This is a genomic window from Nitrospira sp. KM1, assembly GCF_011405515.1.
GTDB lineage: Bacteria > Nitrospirota > Nitrospiria > Nitrospirales > Nitrospiraceae > Nitrospira_C.
On sequence record NZ_AP022671.1, the window covers coordinates 3,096,753 to 3,112,534 of the forward strand.

The window sequence follows — 15,782 nt, forward strand, 5'->3', positions numbered from 1 at the left end:
CACCAACCGGCAACCGGCCTGCCAGGCATCGAGTGCCAATGGATCACACGATCCTTTTTATCACGCTCACACTGGCTCTGTTGGGCCTCGTGATGGTGTTCAGCGCCAGTGCAATCGTGGCCGGCAATCGATTTCACGATCCGGAGTTTTTTCTCAAGCGGCAGGTGGCATGGCTAGGGTTCGGGTTTGCCTTGATGCACATCGCGTCTCGCATCGACTACGCGCTATGGAAAAAATTGTCGCTCCCCATTCTTCTCTGCATGACCGCGCTCTTGGTCATCGTGTTGATTCCCGGATTCGGAGTTGTCGCGAAGGGAGCCAGGAGGTGGCTGCATGTGGGGCCGATTTCCATGCAGCCGGCCGAGATGGTCAAATTGGTGGCCGTACTCTACCTCGCCGCATACCTGACCAAGAAAGCAGAGAAGCTCTCACTGTTTCGCAGCGGCCTCTTGCCGCCTCTGATTGTCATTGGGTTGCTCGGCGGCCTCGTGCTTCTCGAGCCGGACTTGGGGACCGTCGTTGTCATTGGACTCGTGAGTGTGGGACTGCTGTTTCTCGGAGGCGCGCGAGTCTCTCACCTGATCGCACTCGGACTCTGTGCGATCCCCGTCGTGCTGATGTTGATCCTAGGGTCGAGCTATCGCCGCCAACGGTTCCTGGCGTTTCTCGCGCCGTGGAAGGATGCCTCGGACGGGGGCTTTCAAATCACGCAGTCATTTCTCGCATTCGGCAGCGGCGGACCCTTGGGGGTCGGTCTGGGGGAGGGAAAGCAGAAGCTATTCTTTCTTCCGGAGGCGCACACCGATTTTGTGCTGGCGTTGATTGGCGAGGAACTGGGATTGGCCGGGACGGCGACCGTGATTCTCTTATTTGCCGTTTTTGTCTGGCGCGGATTTGTGATCTCGTCGCGAGCGAGAATGCCCTTCGGAAAATTTCTCGGCATGGGGCTTACGCTCCTCATCGGCATCCAAGCCTTGGTCAATGCTGCGGTGGTGACGGGGTTGGTTCCCACAAAAGGGCTGACCTTGCCGTTCGTCAGTTATGGAGGGTCGTCTCTTGTCATTAGTTTCATATGCGTCGGGATTTTGCTCAGCATATCCCGCGACCGACACGCGGGAACGTCGAAGGTCGGGCGTGGTGATCCGGATCACGGATGACGATCATCATTGCCGCCGGAGGGACAGGGGGGCATCTCTATCCTGCGGTTGCATTAGCCCGGGAGTTCCTTCGGCGCGATCCTACGATTCGGATTCAGTTCGTCGGGACGGCCCGCGGTATCGAGACGAAGGTGCTTGCGCACGAGGGGTTCGAACTCAGGTTGATCAGCGCGAAGCCGGTTATGGGAACCGGAGTCTTGGGAATTGCGAAGGGTCTTGCCGCCATGCCGGTCAGTTTGTGGCAATGCGTTCGAATGGTCCTGAAAGAAAAAGCGGATCTCATCGTTGGCGTGGGTGGCTACACCAGTCCAATGATGGTCGTGGCTGCGGCCATGGCCGGAGTGCCGCGAGTAATTCTCGAACCGAACGCCAATCCAGGTATGGCAAACAAAGCCATCGGCTGGGCGGCGAATCGCGTATTTCTGGCATTCGAATCAGCAGCCACCTCCTTCAACCGGGCACGCATCCGGGTCGTCGGGACACCGGTGCGGAGAGAATTTCTCGATCATGTCAAGGAAGCACAACTGACACCGAGGACAGCCGGTAGACGGCATGTTTTGATTTTCGGAGGCAGTCAAGGCGCAAAAGCCATCAACACCGCAGTTCTGGAAGGGCTGAGCAAGCTCGCTATGGACAATCCATCCCTGACAATCACTCATCAAACCGGCCAACCGGACCATGCCCGTGTCCAACAGGCCTACCGGGGGGTGGGGATTGCCGCTGAAGTGGTGCCGTTCTTATACGATATGCCGGCCGCGATCGGCGCGGCGGATCTGGTGGTCTCACGGTCCGGTGCCATGACCATAGCCGAATTAACCACCTGCGGCAAACCGGCGGTTCTGATTCCGCTTCCGACGGCGATCTATGGTCATCAGATGAACAACGCACAGGTTATGGAAGCCGCTGGAGGGGCAGTCGTGCTGCCCCAGTCCGAACTGACGGGCGACAAGCTGGCTGCGACCGTGACGTCGCTCTTGAAAGACGAGAATCGTTTGAGAGAAATGGGAACTGCGAGTCTGGCATTGAGACGAACGGACGCCGCGGAAATGATCGTCCGCGAATGCTATTCACTCATGGGAGACCGTCATGACGACCATCAGTCTCATGGAGCCACGGGAGTCTAATGGCATCGGACCAGGAAGCAGGCAAGGGTTCAATCCTTCCCAACCCGTCGGAGGTTTGAGGCGCGCACCGATGTTTCGCAAGACGCAACAGATTCATTTGGTTGGCATCGGCGGTGCCGGCATGAGCGGCATTGCGGAAGTGTTGCTCACGCTCGGATACAAAGTAACGGGTTCCGACCTCCAAGCATCGGATACCACGCGCCGGCTGGAAGAACTCGGAGGAAGGATTTTTATCGGACACCAGGAATCAAATGTCGGAGATGCTCAGGTCGTGGTCATTTCTTCGGCCGTATCCCGGCAGAACCCTGAGGTGCTGGTGGCAAAGGCCAAGCAGATTCCAGTGATTCCGCGTGCTGAAATGTTGGCCGAGCTGATGCGATTGAAATTTGGAGTTGCGATAGCCGGTGCGCACGGGAAGACCACTACCACATCCATGGTGGCGAACGTGCTGGCTCAAGGGGGACTGGATCCGACGATGGTCATCGGCGGGAAAGTCAATGCGCTGGGTAGCCATGCCCGGTTGGGGCGAGGCGATCTCTTAGTGGCGGAGGCCGATGAAAGTGACGGGTCCTTTCTTCGACTCTCTCCGACGATTGTCGCCGTCACCAATCTGGATCGTGAACATCTCGATCATTACGGCAGCATGGAACGCATCAATGAAAGTTTTTTGGAGTTCGTGAATAAGGTTCCCTTTTACGGAATGGCGGTGCTATGCGCCGACGACGACCGGCTTCGTTCACTTTTCCCGCAGATCGTCAAGCGGTATCACACCTATGGCTTGCGAGAAGCAAGCGGTGTGATGCCTGATTTCAAGGCCGCCGATATTTCGCTCAAACAATGGGGGGCAGAGTTTAGGGCATTCTTCCGAGGTCGGAACCTGGGGCCGTTCCGCCTTTCAGTGCCAGGAATTCATAACGTCTCCAATGCGCTCGCCGCCATTGCCATCGGTGTCGAGCTCGATGTGCCGGTGGATCTCATTCGTAAGGCCCTGGCGGCATTTACGGGAGTTGAACGCCGATTTCATCTCCGAGGCGAGACGAACGGAATTATGGTTGTGGATGATTACGGCCATCATCCGACGGAGATCAGGGCGACGCTGGCTGCCGCGAAGCAAGGATGGGCTGAGCGACGGCTGATGGTCCTCTTTCAACCGCACCGCTATACGAGAACCCGCGATCTCCTGGATGAATTTTCTCAAGCGTTCAGCGACGCCGACCATCTCTTTCTCACAGAAATCTATCCGGCGAGTGAGCAGCCGATTCCCGGCGTCTCCGGATCCAAGCTCGCAGAAGCTATTCGATCCGTGGGACATCCGTCCGTGACCTTCGTCGAACGGAAAGACCAACTTGTCGATCAGGTTCTGCCTCAGATTCGATCTGGAGATTTGGTGCTGACTTTGGGAGCAGGAGACATCTGGAAGTCGGGACCGGAACTCTTGGCAAGGTTGACGAACGGAACATGAACCGATGCACCGGAGAGTTCGCGGAGAGGATGCCAGCCGTGACAGGAACACATTTCGTAAACGGGATCTGGCCGCGGCAGTGGCTGGCATTAAGGGCGCCGTGTCATTCGATATTGGACTGGGACCGTATACGTCATTTCGCATCGGCGGCCCGGCTGATGTGCTGGTCGAACCGGCCGACATTGAAGACCTCGTCCAGCTTGTCCGTCAAGCACGTCGTCAACGTGTTCCGATATTCGTGGTGGGCGGTACCAATTTGCTCATCCGAGACGGTGGCATTCGGGGAATCGTGGTGAACATGTCCGCGCTGCGGTCCATCAAGGATGAGCCGGGTCAGGTGCTGTACGTCGAGGCAGGGGTCGGGATGCCGACGCTCATTAGTTATGCGATCCGCCGCTCTTTGGCGGGTTTGGAGTGGGCGGCCGGGATTCCCGGTACGGTCGGTGGCTGCGTGGTGATGAACGCCGGAACGAGACTGGGAGAGATGAAACAGTCAGTGCAAGCCGTTCGCATGGTCTCGATGCGCGGGAAGGTCATCGACATTCCTTCCTCAGCTATTCCGTTCGAGTACCGTCGCGCTGACCTGCCCAAGGGGATCGTGGCAGGCGTCTGGCTCCAATTGCGGCAAGGAGTCAAGGCCGACATTCAACAAGTGGTCAAAGAGTACCTGCACTATCGACGCGAGACACAGCCGCTTGCCCAGCCGAGCGCAGGGTGTGTCTTCAAGAATCCACCCAAGGATTCGGCAGGGAGGTTGATCGAATCGGCCGGGCTGAAGGGCATGCGCGTGGGCGACGCCGAAGTGTCGACCAAACACGGAAACTTTATCGTGAATAGAGGTCAGGCTCGGGCGGCCGACGTTGTGGCGCTGATCGAAAAGGTTCGCCGAATAATTCGACGGCAGGCCGGGATCCGGCTTGATCTTGAACTCAAGATCGTGGGGCAGAGGTAATGGCGAAGAAGCGTCGGTTACTGACCAGTTCCCGTGTTGGTGTGCTGATGGGAGGACAGTCATCTGAGCGGGAAGTGTCCCTGCGCACCGGCGCGGCGGTCCATCAAGCGCTTCTCCGACGAGGATATGACGCGGTGGCAATAGACGTCGGTCCGTCACTGAGTAAAGATCTTCAAGCACACAGTATCGCCATGGCATTTCTTGCGCTCCATGGACCTGGCGGCGAGGATGGCTCCATCCAGGGGTACTTAGAGACGTTGGGCATTCCCTACACGGGATCTGGCATCCATTCCAGTGCGGTAGGGATGCATAAAGAAACGACAAAGATTCTCTTGCGAGCGCAAGCCATACCGGTTCCGACGGGATTTGTCATTAGGCGCGGTGCATTGAGATCAAGTGGCCGGTCCTTGCGAAGTACCAAATTGCGCTTGCCGGTGGTCGTCAAGCCCGCTTCTGAAGGATCGACGATCGGAGTCACCATCGTGAAGAAGCCATCACAGTGGAACCCTGCCGTGGCCCTCGCGCATCAATACGACCGTGAGGCGGTCGTCGAGGCCTATGTTCCAGGGCATGAAGTGACGGTGTCGCTCCTTGGGAGACGAGACGGAGCGCCGTTGGTCTTGCCTGCCGTCGAAATCATGGCACCCGGAGGATTCTACGACTACGCGGCAAAATACGAGAAAGGCAAGACTCGGTATGTCTGTCCGGCACCATTACCGGCCTCCATCACCACGCACATCCGCAAGCTGGCATCGCAAACATACGAAGCATTGGGGTGTGCGGGCGCCGTACGTGTGGATTTTCGCATTACCCCGCGCGGACGCCCCTATGTGTTGGAGATCAATACGGTTCCCGGCATGACGGAGACCAGCCTGCTGCCGATGGCGGCCGCGCAGGCCGGCATCGGCTATGACGAACTCACCGAACGGATTTTGGAGTCTGCCATCGTGCGCAGGGAACAGATGACGCAAAGGAGCAAATAACCGTGTGGTCTCCATTTCGGAAACGGCGTCAAGCAAAGATCGAGGTCCGCACCAATCGATGGAAAGGGTCTCGGGCGGCCCAAGCTGCCGAAGAACATCAGCAGCTGAAACGATCGAAACGGTTGGCGACCTGCCGGCGCATGGCCCGCGGATTCGCGTGGGGAGCGGCATCGGCGGGAATGATATGGATGGGAATTGTTGGCATTCGAGAAACAGGGCCGATGATTCAACGAGGTTTGGAGATCAGAGAATTTCATATAGAAGGCGTGCACCATGTGACGGCCCAGGAAATTGTCGACCGATTGTCGCTGAAGAAGGGGATCGCGCTCCATCAAGTGAACCTCTCATATCTCGCCGAGCGGTTGCAGGCTCTGCCATGGATCAAAGAGGCGACGATTGAAAGGCGGCCGCTGCATGAATTGCGTATCAGCGTCGTGGAGCGCACTCCCGCCGCCATCATCAAAGTGGGCGTTGAGCATTTCCTGGTCGATCAAGAAGGTGTGATGTTGAACCGGCTGGGGGCTCACGACGAATTGGCACTGCCTCTCCTGACCGGCCGTGAGGCACGGTCTGCGCTGCGCGGCGATGTGCGAGCCAGGAGAACAGTAGAAGCCTCCGTTGAATTGGCCAAAGTCATGGCGAATACCGTGGATGGGCGAGTGGAAATTGATCTCTCTGATCCGGCCGGGCCCGTTGTTTCCACCAAGGGTACGCGGTTCCAATTTGCAGCCCATGCTCTCGTTGACCAATGGAACAGATTTAAAACGGTGAAGTCCGTATCCAGGCTTGGAGCTTCGGATGGCAAACGGCATGAGGGCGGCGAAGTGGATTTGCGATACGACAATCGCGTCATCGTCCGGGAAAGGGGGTAGGCAGTGGCAAAACGCGATCAAATTCTTGTGGGCTTGGACATTGGAACCACGAAGATCTGCGCCATTGTCTCCGAAGTCACTGATGACGGTGTGCTGAACATCATCGGGGTGGGGTCGAGTCCGTCTCGCGGGCTGCGCAAGGGTGTCGTCGTGGACATCGAAAGCACCGTGGAATCGATTAAGAAAGCGGTGGAGGAAGCGGAACTCATGGCGGCGGTCCAGATCAATTCTGTCTATACCGGAATTGCCGGAAGCCACATCTCGGCGGAAAACTGCAAAGGCGTTGTCGCGCTCAAGAAATCAGAGGTGACTCGCGACGACGTGCAACGGGCTATCGAAAGCGCCAGAACCGTGGCAGTCATCCCGCACGAACGACGTATCCTGCATGTGCTGCCGAGGGAATTCATGGTCGATGGGCAGGAAGGCGTACGTGAACCGTTAGGACTGTCCGGCAATCGGTTGGAAGTCAACGTCCACGTCATCACCGGCGCTGTGACGTCCGCACAAAACATTATCAAAAGTGTGAATCGGGCCGGACTCGATGTGGTGGACATTATTCTGCAACCGCTGGCTTCCAGCGAAGCCGTATTGAGCCAGGAGGAACGTGATCTCGGCGTGGCGATGGTCGATCTCGGCGGCGGCACGACGGATCTGGCCATCTTCCTCGACGGAAGTATCAGACACTCCGCCGTCCTGCCCATCGGCGGTCAGAATCTCACGAAGGATTTGGCCATCGGCTTGCTGACATCGCAAACGGAAGCCGAGAGGATCAAAGTACAACATGGTCAGGCGAGAACGGAACTCGTGCTCGGGCACGAGCGGGTAGAAGTCCCCTCAGTCGGGGACCGTCCGGCGCGAACCTTTTCACGGCGTGACATTGCGGAGATTCTCGAACCGAGAGTCGATGAGATGTTCGAACTGGTCAGACGAGAGATCGTGCGTGCCGGGTACGAAGGAATGCTGGGAGCCGGCGTGGTCATCACGGGGGGGACGTCGCTGCTGGAAGGGATGCCGGATGCGGCTGAACATGCCTTGAATCTTCCTGCACGGAGGGGCGCACCTTCCGGAATCGGCGGGTTGCGGGACATCGTGAGCAATCCCATGCATGCAACGGGCGTCGGCTTGCTTCTTCATGCACGTCGGCACACTGACGAGATGGCTGCGGCGGGGTTGCGAAGCGGTCGGTCGTTGGGAAGGGTATTCGATCGGATGAAATCGTGGATGTTCGAGTTCTTCTAACGCTCGCGCGGACACGCCACTGCCGCGCGGCTTGCTCAAGGGAGGTGCCCCCATGTTCTCATTTCAAGAAGATGTCGTCTCTCCGGTCCGGATCAAGGTCATCGGTGTCGGCGGCGCCGGATGTAATGCCGTCAATACCATGATTACCTCCGGGCTCGCTCGGGTTGATTTTATTGCGGCCAACACCGACCTCCAGGCCCTGGAGCGCTCGCGTGCCGGATACAAAGTTCAACTCGGCCCTGAACGGACAAGGGGGCTCGGCGCGGGGGCAAAACCGGAAATTGGAAAAGAATCGGCCTTGGAAAGCAAGGACCAGATCCGTGAGTGCCTTGAAAATTCCGATATGGTCTTCGTGACGGCTGGAATGGGCGGAGGAACTGGAACCGGAGCGGCTCCGATCGTGGCCAGCATTGCCAGGGAGTTGGGCATTCTGACCGTTGGCGTTGTAACCAAACCGTTTCAGTACGAGGGCCATCGCCGGATGTGCCATGCTGATGAAGGGATACGAGACCTGCGGCGACATGTCGATACCCTTTTGATCATTCCGAATCAGCGACTCTTGGGAATCGTCGACAAGACCACGCCGCTTCTGGAGGCGTTCAAAGTTGCGGATGATGTGTTGCGACAGGCGATCCAAGGCATTGCCGACGTGATCACGACGACCGGCCATGTGAATGTGGACTTTGCCGACGTCCGCACGATCATGTCGCATACGGGGCGTGCCGTCATGGGCATGGGCGTATCCCGGGGTACGAACCGTGCCATCGAAGCGGCTCAAAAGGCCATTTCCAGTCCGCTCTTAGAGGAGGGGAGTGTGGAAGGCGCACGGGGCGTTCTGCTCAATATTACGGGTGGCCAAAACATGTCGCTTCATGAGATTGAAGAAGCTGCGTCGATCATCCAACAAACGGCAGATTCCGAGGCCAATATCATCGTCGGCCAAGTGATCAATCCGGACATGGGTGATGACCTGGTAGTCACAGTGATCGCGACAGGGTTTGAGCGTGAGGAACAGCCGGCGGCGGCATCCATGGCAGCCTCCCGACCATCTCGAAATGCGCATCAGTCCATGAGTAGCGCAGCCGCAGTGGCCGACCGGCCACACAAAGATCTCGATCGGCCGACATTTCTTCGTCGGATGAGCGAATCCAACCATGCGATGGACCGTGTGGCAGTGGTAGCGGACGACGAGTGGGATGTACCGACCTTTTTACGAAAGCAAGCTGACTAGAACCGGACAATACACAATACGATGCGCGCATCTGTGATCACGGTTCCAGCCTTCGCGTCGGCACGTGAAGGGGTCCGGCATTTTTTTGGCACGAAGGACGATGGCGGGTCACGTCCTCTGAGTGTGGGCATGCCGACGCGTACGGCCATGGGAAGGACCAAAAACTGGCTTCTGTCGGTCAGACAAGTACATGGAACGGATGTCTTGGTGGTGGATCATCCAATTGGCGAGTCGGACCGCTTTGAAGAGGGATGGGATGCGCTGATTACCAATCAGCCGGGACTCACTGTGGCGGTGAGAACGGCGGATTGTGTGCCGGTCTTGGTCTATGATCGGAGGAAACGAGCCGTGGCCGCCATCCACGCAGGTTGGCGAGGAGCGGTTAGTGGAATACTTCCAAAGACGCTCGATCGATTGTCGAACCATTTTCAGATCGAACGCGGGGATCTTAGGGTAAGCATTGGACCGTCCGCCGGTCCATGCTGCTATGAAGTGGACGATGCGGTGTTGAACCCATTACGGAGCACATTCTCAGGATGGGAGCAAGTGGTGCGCAACGATATGGGAAAGAAGACGCATTTCGATCTCAAAGCCTTCGTCAGGATGCAACTGTACCACTATGGCATCGAGCACCATCATGTAACGAGCGTCAACCTTTGTACGATTTGTCATGAGGAACTCTTCTACTCGTACCGAAGGGAAGGGCGCGTCAATGGAACGATGCTCAGTGGTATCAGCCTGATCGCGCAAGCATAGTCATCGCGCAAAGAGTTGAAGGCTGTAGCGAAATGTCCCTTCACCCATGAGCCAATTGCCTGGATTCTCGATCAGCGATCGGATCGGGATGGTGCGAGACAGAATTCAATCGGCCGCTTCACAATCGGGCCGGGATCCGCAGGCCGTCCGACTGGTTGCCGCCACGAAGGGTGTTTCGATCGAAAGGCTCAGGGAAGCCATCGGTGTCGGTTTGAACCTGGCCGGTGAAAATCGCCTTCAGGAAGCGCTTCCCAAAATCGAGGCCTTGCAGAATACGCCGGTTCGTTGGCATTTTATCGGCCGATTACAACGCCGGAAGGTGCGGGCAGTTGTCGGGGTATTTGACGTGATCCACTCCGTAGACAGCCTTGACCTCGCTCAAGAAATCGACAAACGTGCCGGGTTCGCTGGCATCCGGCAGGATATCTTGTTGGAGGTAAATCTCGGTGAGGAACCGTCCAAAGGCGGCTTCTATGCGGACCACCTCGAACGGGTGCTGCCGCAAATGGGGGGGCTGGCGCATGTGCGAGTGAAAGGGTTGATGATGATTCCGCCACTAGCTACTGTGCCGGGACACTCAAGGCCATATTTCCGTCGATTGCGCGAATTGGCACATAGCCTGTCCCGACAGTCGATCGGGGACGTCAGCATGGGCGAATTGTCAATGGGCATGTCCGACGACTTTGTCGTCGCAATTGAAGAAGGAGCGACTCTGGTGCGGCTTGGCAGAGCGATTTTCGGAGAACGTGATGCCTGAACAGAGGTCCGATACCGTAGCCTTCATGGGCGGTGGCCAGATGGCGGAGGCAATCATTGGCGGGTTGCTTGCGGGGGACGTACGGAGTGCCGAGGCCATTTGGGCGACAGATCCCGTGACGGCACGGCGAGATCGGCTGAAAAGTGAGTTCGGTATTCGCGTCGGTGCGGACAATCTCCCTGCTGTCCAGTGGGCGAGCATCGTTGTCTTGGCGGTGAAGCCTCAGCAGGTGGAACGGCTGCTCAAAGAGCTTGAAAGAGACTTATCGGGTCGAATAGTCGTGTCAATCGTGGCCGGGACATCCATTGCGAACATCGCGGATCACTCTCCGGGAGCACGAATCATTAGGGCGATGCCCAACACTCCCGCGCTCGTACGAGAGGGTATGACGGCTCTGGCTTATGGTCCGAATGTGTCCTCCGATGACGTGGAACAGGTCAGAGCCATGTTTACGGCCGTCGGACGCGTCATTTCCGTCGAAGAGCATCTGATGGATGCGGTCACCGGACTCAGCGGAAGCGGCCCAGCCTATGTGTTCCAGGCGATCGAGGCATTGGCTGACGGAGGAGTGAAAGTGGGGCTCCCCCGTCAAACCGCGGAAATCCTGGCCGCCCAGACGGTGCTCGGCGCAGCACGGATGGTGCTCGAATCCGGTGAGCATCCCGCAAAGCTGAAGGATCGGGTCGCCTCGCCGGGAGGAACGACGATGGCGGGACTCCATCAACTTGAACAGGGAAGGTTCCGTGCTACACTGATGGGTGCGGTTGAGGCCGCGACGAGGCGATCACGAGAACTGGGACGCTGATGTTCATAGGAGGAAATATCTTGCAGGGTTTTGCCACTGTTTTAGACACGGTCCTCTGGCTCTATATGTGGATCATCATTGCGCGTGCCTTGATATCGTGGGTGAATCCCGATCCATGGAACCCGATCGTGCAATTCCTTGAACGGGTTACCGAGCCGGTTCTCGCGCCGATCCGTCGATTTGTTGGGTGGCGCATCGGATTCGACATCTCGCCCATCGTGGCCATATTGGCGATCACGTTTTTGCAAGTCGCGGTAGTGCAAACCTTGCGCGACATCGCTGTCCGCATGAATTGATTCGTCCAAGGGGGATGCCATGAGAATTACACCGCTCGACATCCAGCAGATGGTCTTCAAGGCGAGCTTTCGCGGCTATGATAAGGAAGAGGTGAATCGGTTCCTCGAAGAGATCGCGGAAACGGTTGAGATGTTGAACCGAGATAATGCCGTCCAGCGGGAGAAAATTTCCTTCCTTGAGCAGCAAGTGTCCGAACTCAAGCGAACCGAAGTCACGTTGTCGAACACGCTTGTTTCGGCTCAGTCGCTCGCAGAGGATGTCAAGCGAAGTGCCCATCGTGAATCGGATCTGATACTGAAAGAGGCAGAGCTGAAAGCCGGTGAGATGATTCGCAAAGTCCGTATGGAGATGAACGATACTCAGAGGGATCTGGCGTCTCTCCAAAAGCAGCGGTTGCTGATGGTGGAGCGCCTGCGGGCGACTTTGCGAACGTTTGAACGCATGTTGGAAGTGGAAGAGCAGGAAGCGTTTTCCGACAATCCATCGACCGTTGAGGATAACCTCGAGGGAGAGTCGAGCGCCGCGCTCTAGGGGCGGCACAGTTCGGTACGTTTGGGCGTGATTCTGTCCCCAGTTGTTCTTGGGATTTTCCTCCAAAAGAATATGGTGTCACCGCACATAATCCGGACGGCCTTGCAGGAGGCCGTTCATGACGGAGTATTCCCCGGCGCCGTGCTGGCTGTCCGTGCGGGCGGTCAGGAGCGATTCATCTTGCCTGTCGGTCGCTTGACCTGTGACCCTGAAAGTTCGCCAGTAACCGAGTCGACGATTTACGATCTCGCCTCGCTCACGAAGCCCCTGGCAACGGTTACATCGTTGCTATTGCTCTTTCAGCAGGGGAGATGTTCGCTGGAAACATCGGTCGAGGAAGTACTTCAGTCGTTCCAAGGCAGCGCAATCGGGACCGCCACGGTAAGAGATCTTCTCACGCATAGTTCAGGCTTGCCGGGTTGGAGACCGATCTACGAGCGGCTAGCCCAGATGGGGCCGGGTGTCGCTCCCCTTCACTCGGACATGTTGCGCAATTCCCTTGAGACAATCCTCCGGAATGAACCGCTAATTTATCCGAGAGGATCTAAAAGTCTGTACAGCGACCTAGGATTTATTCTCCTGGGATTGATGATCGAACACACGACTGGCTTGCCGCTCGACCGCTGGTTCGACGACGCAGTCGCGATGCCATTTGGAGCTCCTCTCCTGGGTTACCGTCCAACCACGAAATTCTCTTCACAGCTTGGCGGTGGAGAGAAGACTGCCATGAGGATTGCGCCGACGGAATCAAATGCTTGGAGAGACGGAGTCACACGCCACGAAGTACACGATGAGAACGCGGCTGCGATGCGAGGAGTCGCTGGGCATGCGGGGCTTTTTGGAACTGCCGAGTCCGTGCTTGCGATTTCAGGTGCATGGCTGAAGGCTTACCATTCGACCGGATGCCGGCTTGAGCATTCACTCGTGAGGCAGTGGGTTGCTCATCAGAATATTTCGAATTCGAGCTGGGCGCTTGGATGGGATACACCATCGAAGGATTCCTCATCCGGGCAGTATTTTTCCGAGCAATCATTCGGGCATTTGGGATATACGGGAACTTCGCTCTGGATTGACCCGGTGAAACGTATCGAAGTGGTGCTCCTGTCCAATCGCGTGCATCTAGGTCATGACAACAATAAGATCCGGACGTTCCGACCTCGAATTCATGATCTCATTATGCAGGAATGTGCAACGTGAACGAGCGATCTAGGCGGGGTCTTGGTAGTCGATCCACGTTTCTTTTTCGGCCAGATATTTCGTGCCTCGAAAATTCAGTCTCGTGCGCATCTTACTAAACCCCAACGGGTGGAGTTTAGCTACAAGCTCCCTCACGGCTGAAGCGACTGTGGGGTAAGACTGTCCTTCGACCGTCAATGCTTCATACATGACCTTTGCCGAATATCCAGACGGGGTTCGATTCACCAGTATGGCACGATTGAAGTAGCGGTCACTTGGATCGACTCCTTCGATCTGATGTTTTTCGACGAGGCCTTCCTTTTTAAACAGCGATGACAGAGAACTCATGACTCCTCCGAATGACCGCGCCGATCCGATGCCGAGCCGCCAGTATAGGGGAGGTGTGACGGTCTTCGCAAGACGTTGACAAGACTTCAAGCCCCCTCCTATCATCACCGCTCCATTGCCCGGTAAGGATTCTCCTGATCTCCTGACTGGCATGAATATCCCGAACAGCCTAACGCTGCTCCGTATCCTCCTCATTCCTGTGTATATCGGATTGCTGGTCTACGGGCATTTCGATCAAGCGCTCATTGTCCTGCTCATTGCCGGGATCACCGATGCATTGGACGGCACGATAGCGCGCGCGGCGAATCAAAAAACCCGGCTAGGAGCCTTTTTGGATCCCCTTGCAGATAAACTCCTTCTGACTTCCGGGTTTATCACACTTTCGATCATACATGTGATTCCCTCATGGGTGACGATCGTGGTGGTCAGTCGCGACGTCATGCTTCTTCTAGGAACGGCAGTCGCAGAGTTGAGTGAGTTCAAGATCGACATCACTCCGACCTTTTTGGGAAAGGGTACAACATTTCTTCAACTGTCGTATGTGATCTTGGTCATTTTTCTGAGTTCCCGAAATACGGATCTAACCATTCTGTATCCTCTCCTGTTTGGCATGGTCACGTTTACTCTTCTCTCGGGCTTTCATTATCTCTACAGAGGATATCAACGCACTGGGACTGCAGTGCTGTAAGTACGCTTCTGAATGGAAGTATTTCCTCCTCTTCTGCTCCGCACAGTTTGTGCATTTGTTTGACAGGTTTTGAGGTCGAACGTAGACTCGCCAGGTAAGCATTGCACTCACCGGTCCGATACTCGGCATTTGTCTAGCGGAGTCTTGATTATGGCGACATTTGCATACGTGGGCCGTTCCCGCTCTGGCGCCGTGAAGAAAGGGGAACTGACTGCCAAGACGAGAGACGAGGCAGTCGATCAGCTTCGAAAGCAGAGTATCGTCGTCACCAGCCTTGATGAAAAATCTGGAAAAAGTAAGTTGTCCCTGAGCCTTGGCTCGGGTTTGACGGACAAGGATCTTGTGGTTTTTACTCGCCAGTTTGGAACGATGATCAATGCCGGCCTTCCGCTGGTCCAGTGTCTGGAGATTCTTTCCACCCAATCCGAGAATAAGACCCTTCGAGAATCCGTAGGCGAAGTCCGGACACAAGTCGAGGCTGGTTCGACATTCTCCGATGCTCTTCGCAGGCATCCGAAGGTATTTGACGATTTATATGTCAACATGGTGCACGCGGGGGAAGTCGGCGGCCTGCTGGATACCATCCTGACCCGATTGGCGAAGCACATCGAAAAAGCGATGAAGCTTAAGGGGCAGATCAAATCTGCCATGATTTATCCGGCTGCCATTCTCGGAGTCGCAGGAGTCGTGATCACTGTGCTGATGATTTGGGTCATCCCGATCTTTGCCAAAATGTTCGACGAGTTGTCATCTGGAAAGGTTGGGCTTCCGGGTCCTACACAGGTCGTCATTGATATCAGCAATGCGTTTCAATCGTTCTGGTACATCGGCGTCGGATGCATCTTCGGTGTTGTGTTTGCCGTCAAGAAATATTACGCGACTCCAAAGGGAAGAATGGCTATCGACCGCTTACTGCTCAAGTTGCCTGTTGTGGGCGACTTGGTTCGCAAAGCATCGGTTGCGAAATTCACCCGTACCCTCGGCACGCTCTTGTCGAGCGGGGTGCCCTTGCTCGATGGTCTATCCATCTGTGCAAAAACATCCGGCAACAAGGTCATTGAAGAAACGTTGCTGAATGCCCGAGTGAGCATCAGCGGAGGGAAAACGATTGCCGATCCTCTGGCGGCGAGTCAGGTATTCCCCAAAATGGTGACACACATGATTGCGGTGGGCGAGTCGACCGGCGCACTGGACGCCATGCTTGGAAAGATCGCTGACTTCTATGAGGATGAAGTCGATCAGGCCGTTGCGTCTCTCACGTCATTGCTTGAACCGATGATGATGGTCTTTCTCGGTGTCGTGATCGGCTTCATCGTGATCGCCATGTACCTGCCCATTTTCAAGATGGCTTCAGCGATTGGCTAACAGCCTCTTACACACAACGGCCCGGGACAAGGTGGTCGC

The 15,782-nt window shown here is 56.4% G+C and carries 17 protein-coding genes; 16 read left to right on the top strand and 1 reads right to left on the bottom strand.

The window, feature by feature from the left end; translation table 11 throughout:
• Positions 1–38 precede the first annotated feature (38 nt).
• From ftsW to W02_RS14620, 14 genes are all read left to right on the top strand, one after another.
• Positions 39–1,157: a putative lipid II flippase FtsW gene (gene ftsW, locus W02_RS14555; RefSeq protein WP_232068554.1), complete on the top strand. Its 1,119-nt coding sequence runs from the start codon at positions 39–41 to the stop codon at positions 1,155–1,157.
• Positions 1,154–2,281 carry an undecaprenyldiphospho-muramoylpentapeptide beta-N-acetylglucosaminyltransferase gene (gene murG, locus W02_RS14560; RefSeq protein ID WP_173048935.1) on the top strand — a complete coding sequence of 376 codons (1,128 nt, stop codon included), beginning with the start codon at positions 1,154–1,156 and terminating at the stop codon, positions 2,279–2,281. Before ftsW ends, murG begins: the two co-directional genes overlap by 4 nt.
• A gap of 70 nt (positions 2,282–2,351) precedes the next feature.
• Complete coding sequence (gene murC / locus W02_RS14565; protein ID WP_173051496.1) at positions 2,352–3,743, top strand: UDP-N-acetylmuramate--L-alanine ligase; 1,392 nt, start codon at positions 2,352–2,354, stop codon at positions 3,741–3,743.
• 4 nt (positions 3,744–3,747) lie between these two features.
• Positions 3,748–4,695 carry a UDP-N-acetylmuramate dehydrogenase gene (gene murB, locus W02_RS14570; RefSeq protein ID WP_173048937.1) on the top strand — a complete coding sequence of 316 codons (948 nt, stop codon included), beginning with the start codon at positions 3,748–3,750 and terminating at the stop codon, positions 4,693–4,695.
• On the top strand, positions 4,695–5,678 hold the full coding sequence (locus W02_RS14575; protein WP_173048939.1) for a D-alanine--D-alanine ligase: 984 nt from the start codon (positions 4,695–4,697) through the stop codon (positions 5,676–5,678). The genes murB and W02_RS14575 overlap by 1 nt, the downstream gene beginning before the upstream one ends.
• 2 nt (positions 5,679–5,680) lie before the next feature.
• Positions 5,681–6,550 (top strand): cell division protein FtsQ/DivIB, encoded by an 870-nt coding sequence (locus W02_RS14580; protein ID WP_173048941.1) that lies wholly within the window; start codon positions 5,681–5,683, stop codon positions 6,548–6,550.
• Between the two features lie 3 nt (positions 6,551–6,553).
• Complete coding sequence (gene ftsA / locus W02_RS14585; protein ID WP_173048944.1) at positions 6,554–7,789, top strand: cell division protein FtsA; 1,236 nt, start codon at positions 6,554–6,556, stop codon at positions 7,787–7,789.
• Positions 7,790–7,841: 52 nt separating this feature from the next.
• Positions 7,842–9,020 carry a cell division protein FtsZ gene (gene ftsZ, locus W02_RS14590; RefSeq protein WP_173048949.1) on the top strand — a complete coding sequence of 393 codons (1,179 nt, stop codon included), beginning with the start codon at positions 7,842–7,844 and terminating at the stop codon, positions 9,018–9,020.
• Positions 9,021–9,149: 129 nt separating this feature from the next.
• The gene (gene pgeF / locus W02_RS14595; RefSeq protein WP_173048951.1) at positions 9,150–9,776 is read left to right on the top strand and encodes a peptidoglycan editing factor PgeF; all 627 of its coding nucleotides are present in this window, start codon (positions 9,150–9,152) and stop codon (positions 9,774–9,776) included.
• A 46-nt stretch (positions 9,777–9,822) separates the two neighbouring features.
• Positions 9,823–10,533, top strand: coding sequence for a YggS family pyridoxal phosphate-dependent enzyme (locus W02_RS14600; RefSeq protein ID WP_173048953.1), 711 nt, complete (start codon positions 9,823–9,825; stop codon positions 10,531–10,533).
• On the top strand, positions 10,526–11,338 hold the full coding sequence (gene proC / locus W02_RS14605) for a pyrroline-5-carboxylate reductase (RefSeq protein WP_173048955.1): 813 nt from the start codon (positions 10,526–10,528) through the stop codon (positions 11,336–11,338). The genes W02_RS14600 and proC overlap by 8 nt, the downstream gene beginning before the upstream one ends.
• Positions 11,338–11,634, top strand: a complete 297-nt coding sequence (locus W02_RS14610) for a YggT family protein (protein WP_173048957.1) — start codon at positions 11,338–11,340, stop codon at positions 11,632–11,634. The genes proC and W02_RS14610 overlap by 1 nt, the downstream gene beginning before the upstream one ends.
• 19 nt (positions 11,635–11,653) lie before the next feature.
• On the top strand, positions 11,654–12,166 hold the full coding sequence (locus W02_RS14615) for a DivIVA domain-containing protein (RefSeq protein ID WP_173048959.1): 513 nt from the start codon (positions 11,654–11,656) through the stop codon (positions 12,164–12,166).
• A 72-nt stretch (positions 12,167–12,238) separates the two neighbouring features.
• Complete coding sequence (locus tag W02_RS14620) at positions 12,239–13,363, top strand: serine hydrolase (protein ID WP_173048961.1); 1,125 nt, start codon at positions 12,239–12,241, stop codon at positions 13,361–13,363.
• Between the two features lie 9 nt (positions 13,364–13,372).
• Here W02_RS14620 and W02_RS14625 read toward each other — a convergent pair whose 3' ends face one another.
• On the bottom strand, positions 13,373–13,690 hold the full coding sequence (locus tag W02_RS14625) for a hypothetical protein (RefSeq protein WP_173048963.1): 318 nt from the start codon (positions 13,688–13,690) through the stop codon (positions 13,373–13,375).
• Positions 13,691–13,841: 151 nt separating this feature from the next.
• On the opposite strand from W02_RS14625, the gene W02_RS14630 reads away from it, so the two are divergent.
• Together W02_RS14630 and W02_RS14635 are read left to right on the top strand one after the other, a co-directional pair.
• Positions 13,842–14,378, top strand: coding sequence for a CDP-alcohol phosphatidyltransferase family protein (locus W02_RS14630; protein WP_173048965.1), 537 nt, complete (start codon positions 13,842–13,844; stop codon positions 14,376–14,378).
• Positions 14,379–14,528: 150 nt separating this feature from the next.
• Positions 14,529–15,743 carry a type II secretion system F family protein gene (locus W02_RS14635; protein ID WP_173048967.1) on the top strand — a complete coding sequence of 405 codons (1,215 nt, stop codon included), beginning with the start codon at positions 14,529–14,531 and terminating at the stop codon, positions 15,741–15,743.
• Positions 15,744–15,782 lie beyond the last annotated feature (39 nt).

Coding starts and splice junctions, on each gene's coding strand:
- ftsW (WP_232068554.1), top strand. CDS start 39: ATGGATCACACGATCCTTTTTATCACGCTCACACTGGCTCTGTTGGGC.
- murG (WP_173048935.1), top strand. CDS start 1,154: ATGACGATCATCATTGCCGCCGGAGGGACAGGGGGGCATCTCTATCCT.
- murC (WP_173051496.1), top strand. CDS start 2,352: ATGTTTCGCAAGACGCAACAGATTCATTTGGTTGGCATCGGCGGTGCC.
- murB (WP_173048937.1), top strand. CDS start 3,748: ATGCACCGGAGAGTTCGCGGAGAGGATGCCAGCCGTGACAGGAACACA.
- W02_RS14575 (WP_173048939.1), top strand. CDS start 4,695: ATGGCGAAGAAGCGTCGGTTACTGACCAGTTCCCGTGTTGGTGTGCTG.
- ftsZ (WP_173048949.1), top strand. CDS start 7,842: ATGTTCTCATTTCAAGAAGATGTCGTCTCTCCGGTCCGGATCAAGGTC.
- pgeF (WP_173048951.1), top strand. CDS start 9,150: ATGCCGACGCGTACGGCCATGGGAAGGACCAAAAACTGGCTTCTGTCG.
- W02_RS14600 (WP_173048953.1), top strand. CDS start 9,823: ATGAGCCAATTGCCTGGATTCTCGATCAGCGATCGGATCGGGATGGTG.
- proC (WP_173048955.1), top strand. CDS start 10,526: ATGCCTGAACAGAGGTCCGATACCGTAGCCTTCATGGGCGGTGGCCAG.
- W02_RS14610 (WP_173048957.1), top strand. CDS start 11,338: ATGTTCATAGGAGGAAATATCTTGCAGGGTTTTGCCACTGTTTTAGAC.
- W02_RS14615 (WP_173048959.1), top strand. CDS start 11,654: ATGAGAATTACACCGCTCGACATCCAGCAGATGGTCTTCAAGGCGAGC.
- W02_RS14620 (WP_173048961.1), top strand. CDS start 12,239: ATGGTGTCACCGCACATAATCCGGACGGCCTTGCAGGAGGCCGTTCAT.
- W02_RS14625 (WP_173048963.1), bottom strand. CDS start 13,690: ATGAGTTCTCTGTCATCGCTGTTTAAAAAGGAAGGCCTCGTCGAAAAA.
- W02_RS14630 (WP_173048965.1), top strand. CDS start 13,842: ATGAATATCCCGAACAGCCTAACGCTGCTCCGTATCCTCCTCATTCCT.
- W02_RS14635 (WP_173048967.1), top strand. CDS start 14,529: ATGGCGACATTTGCATACGTGGGCCGTTCCCGCTCTGGCGCCGTGAAG.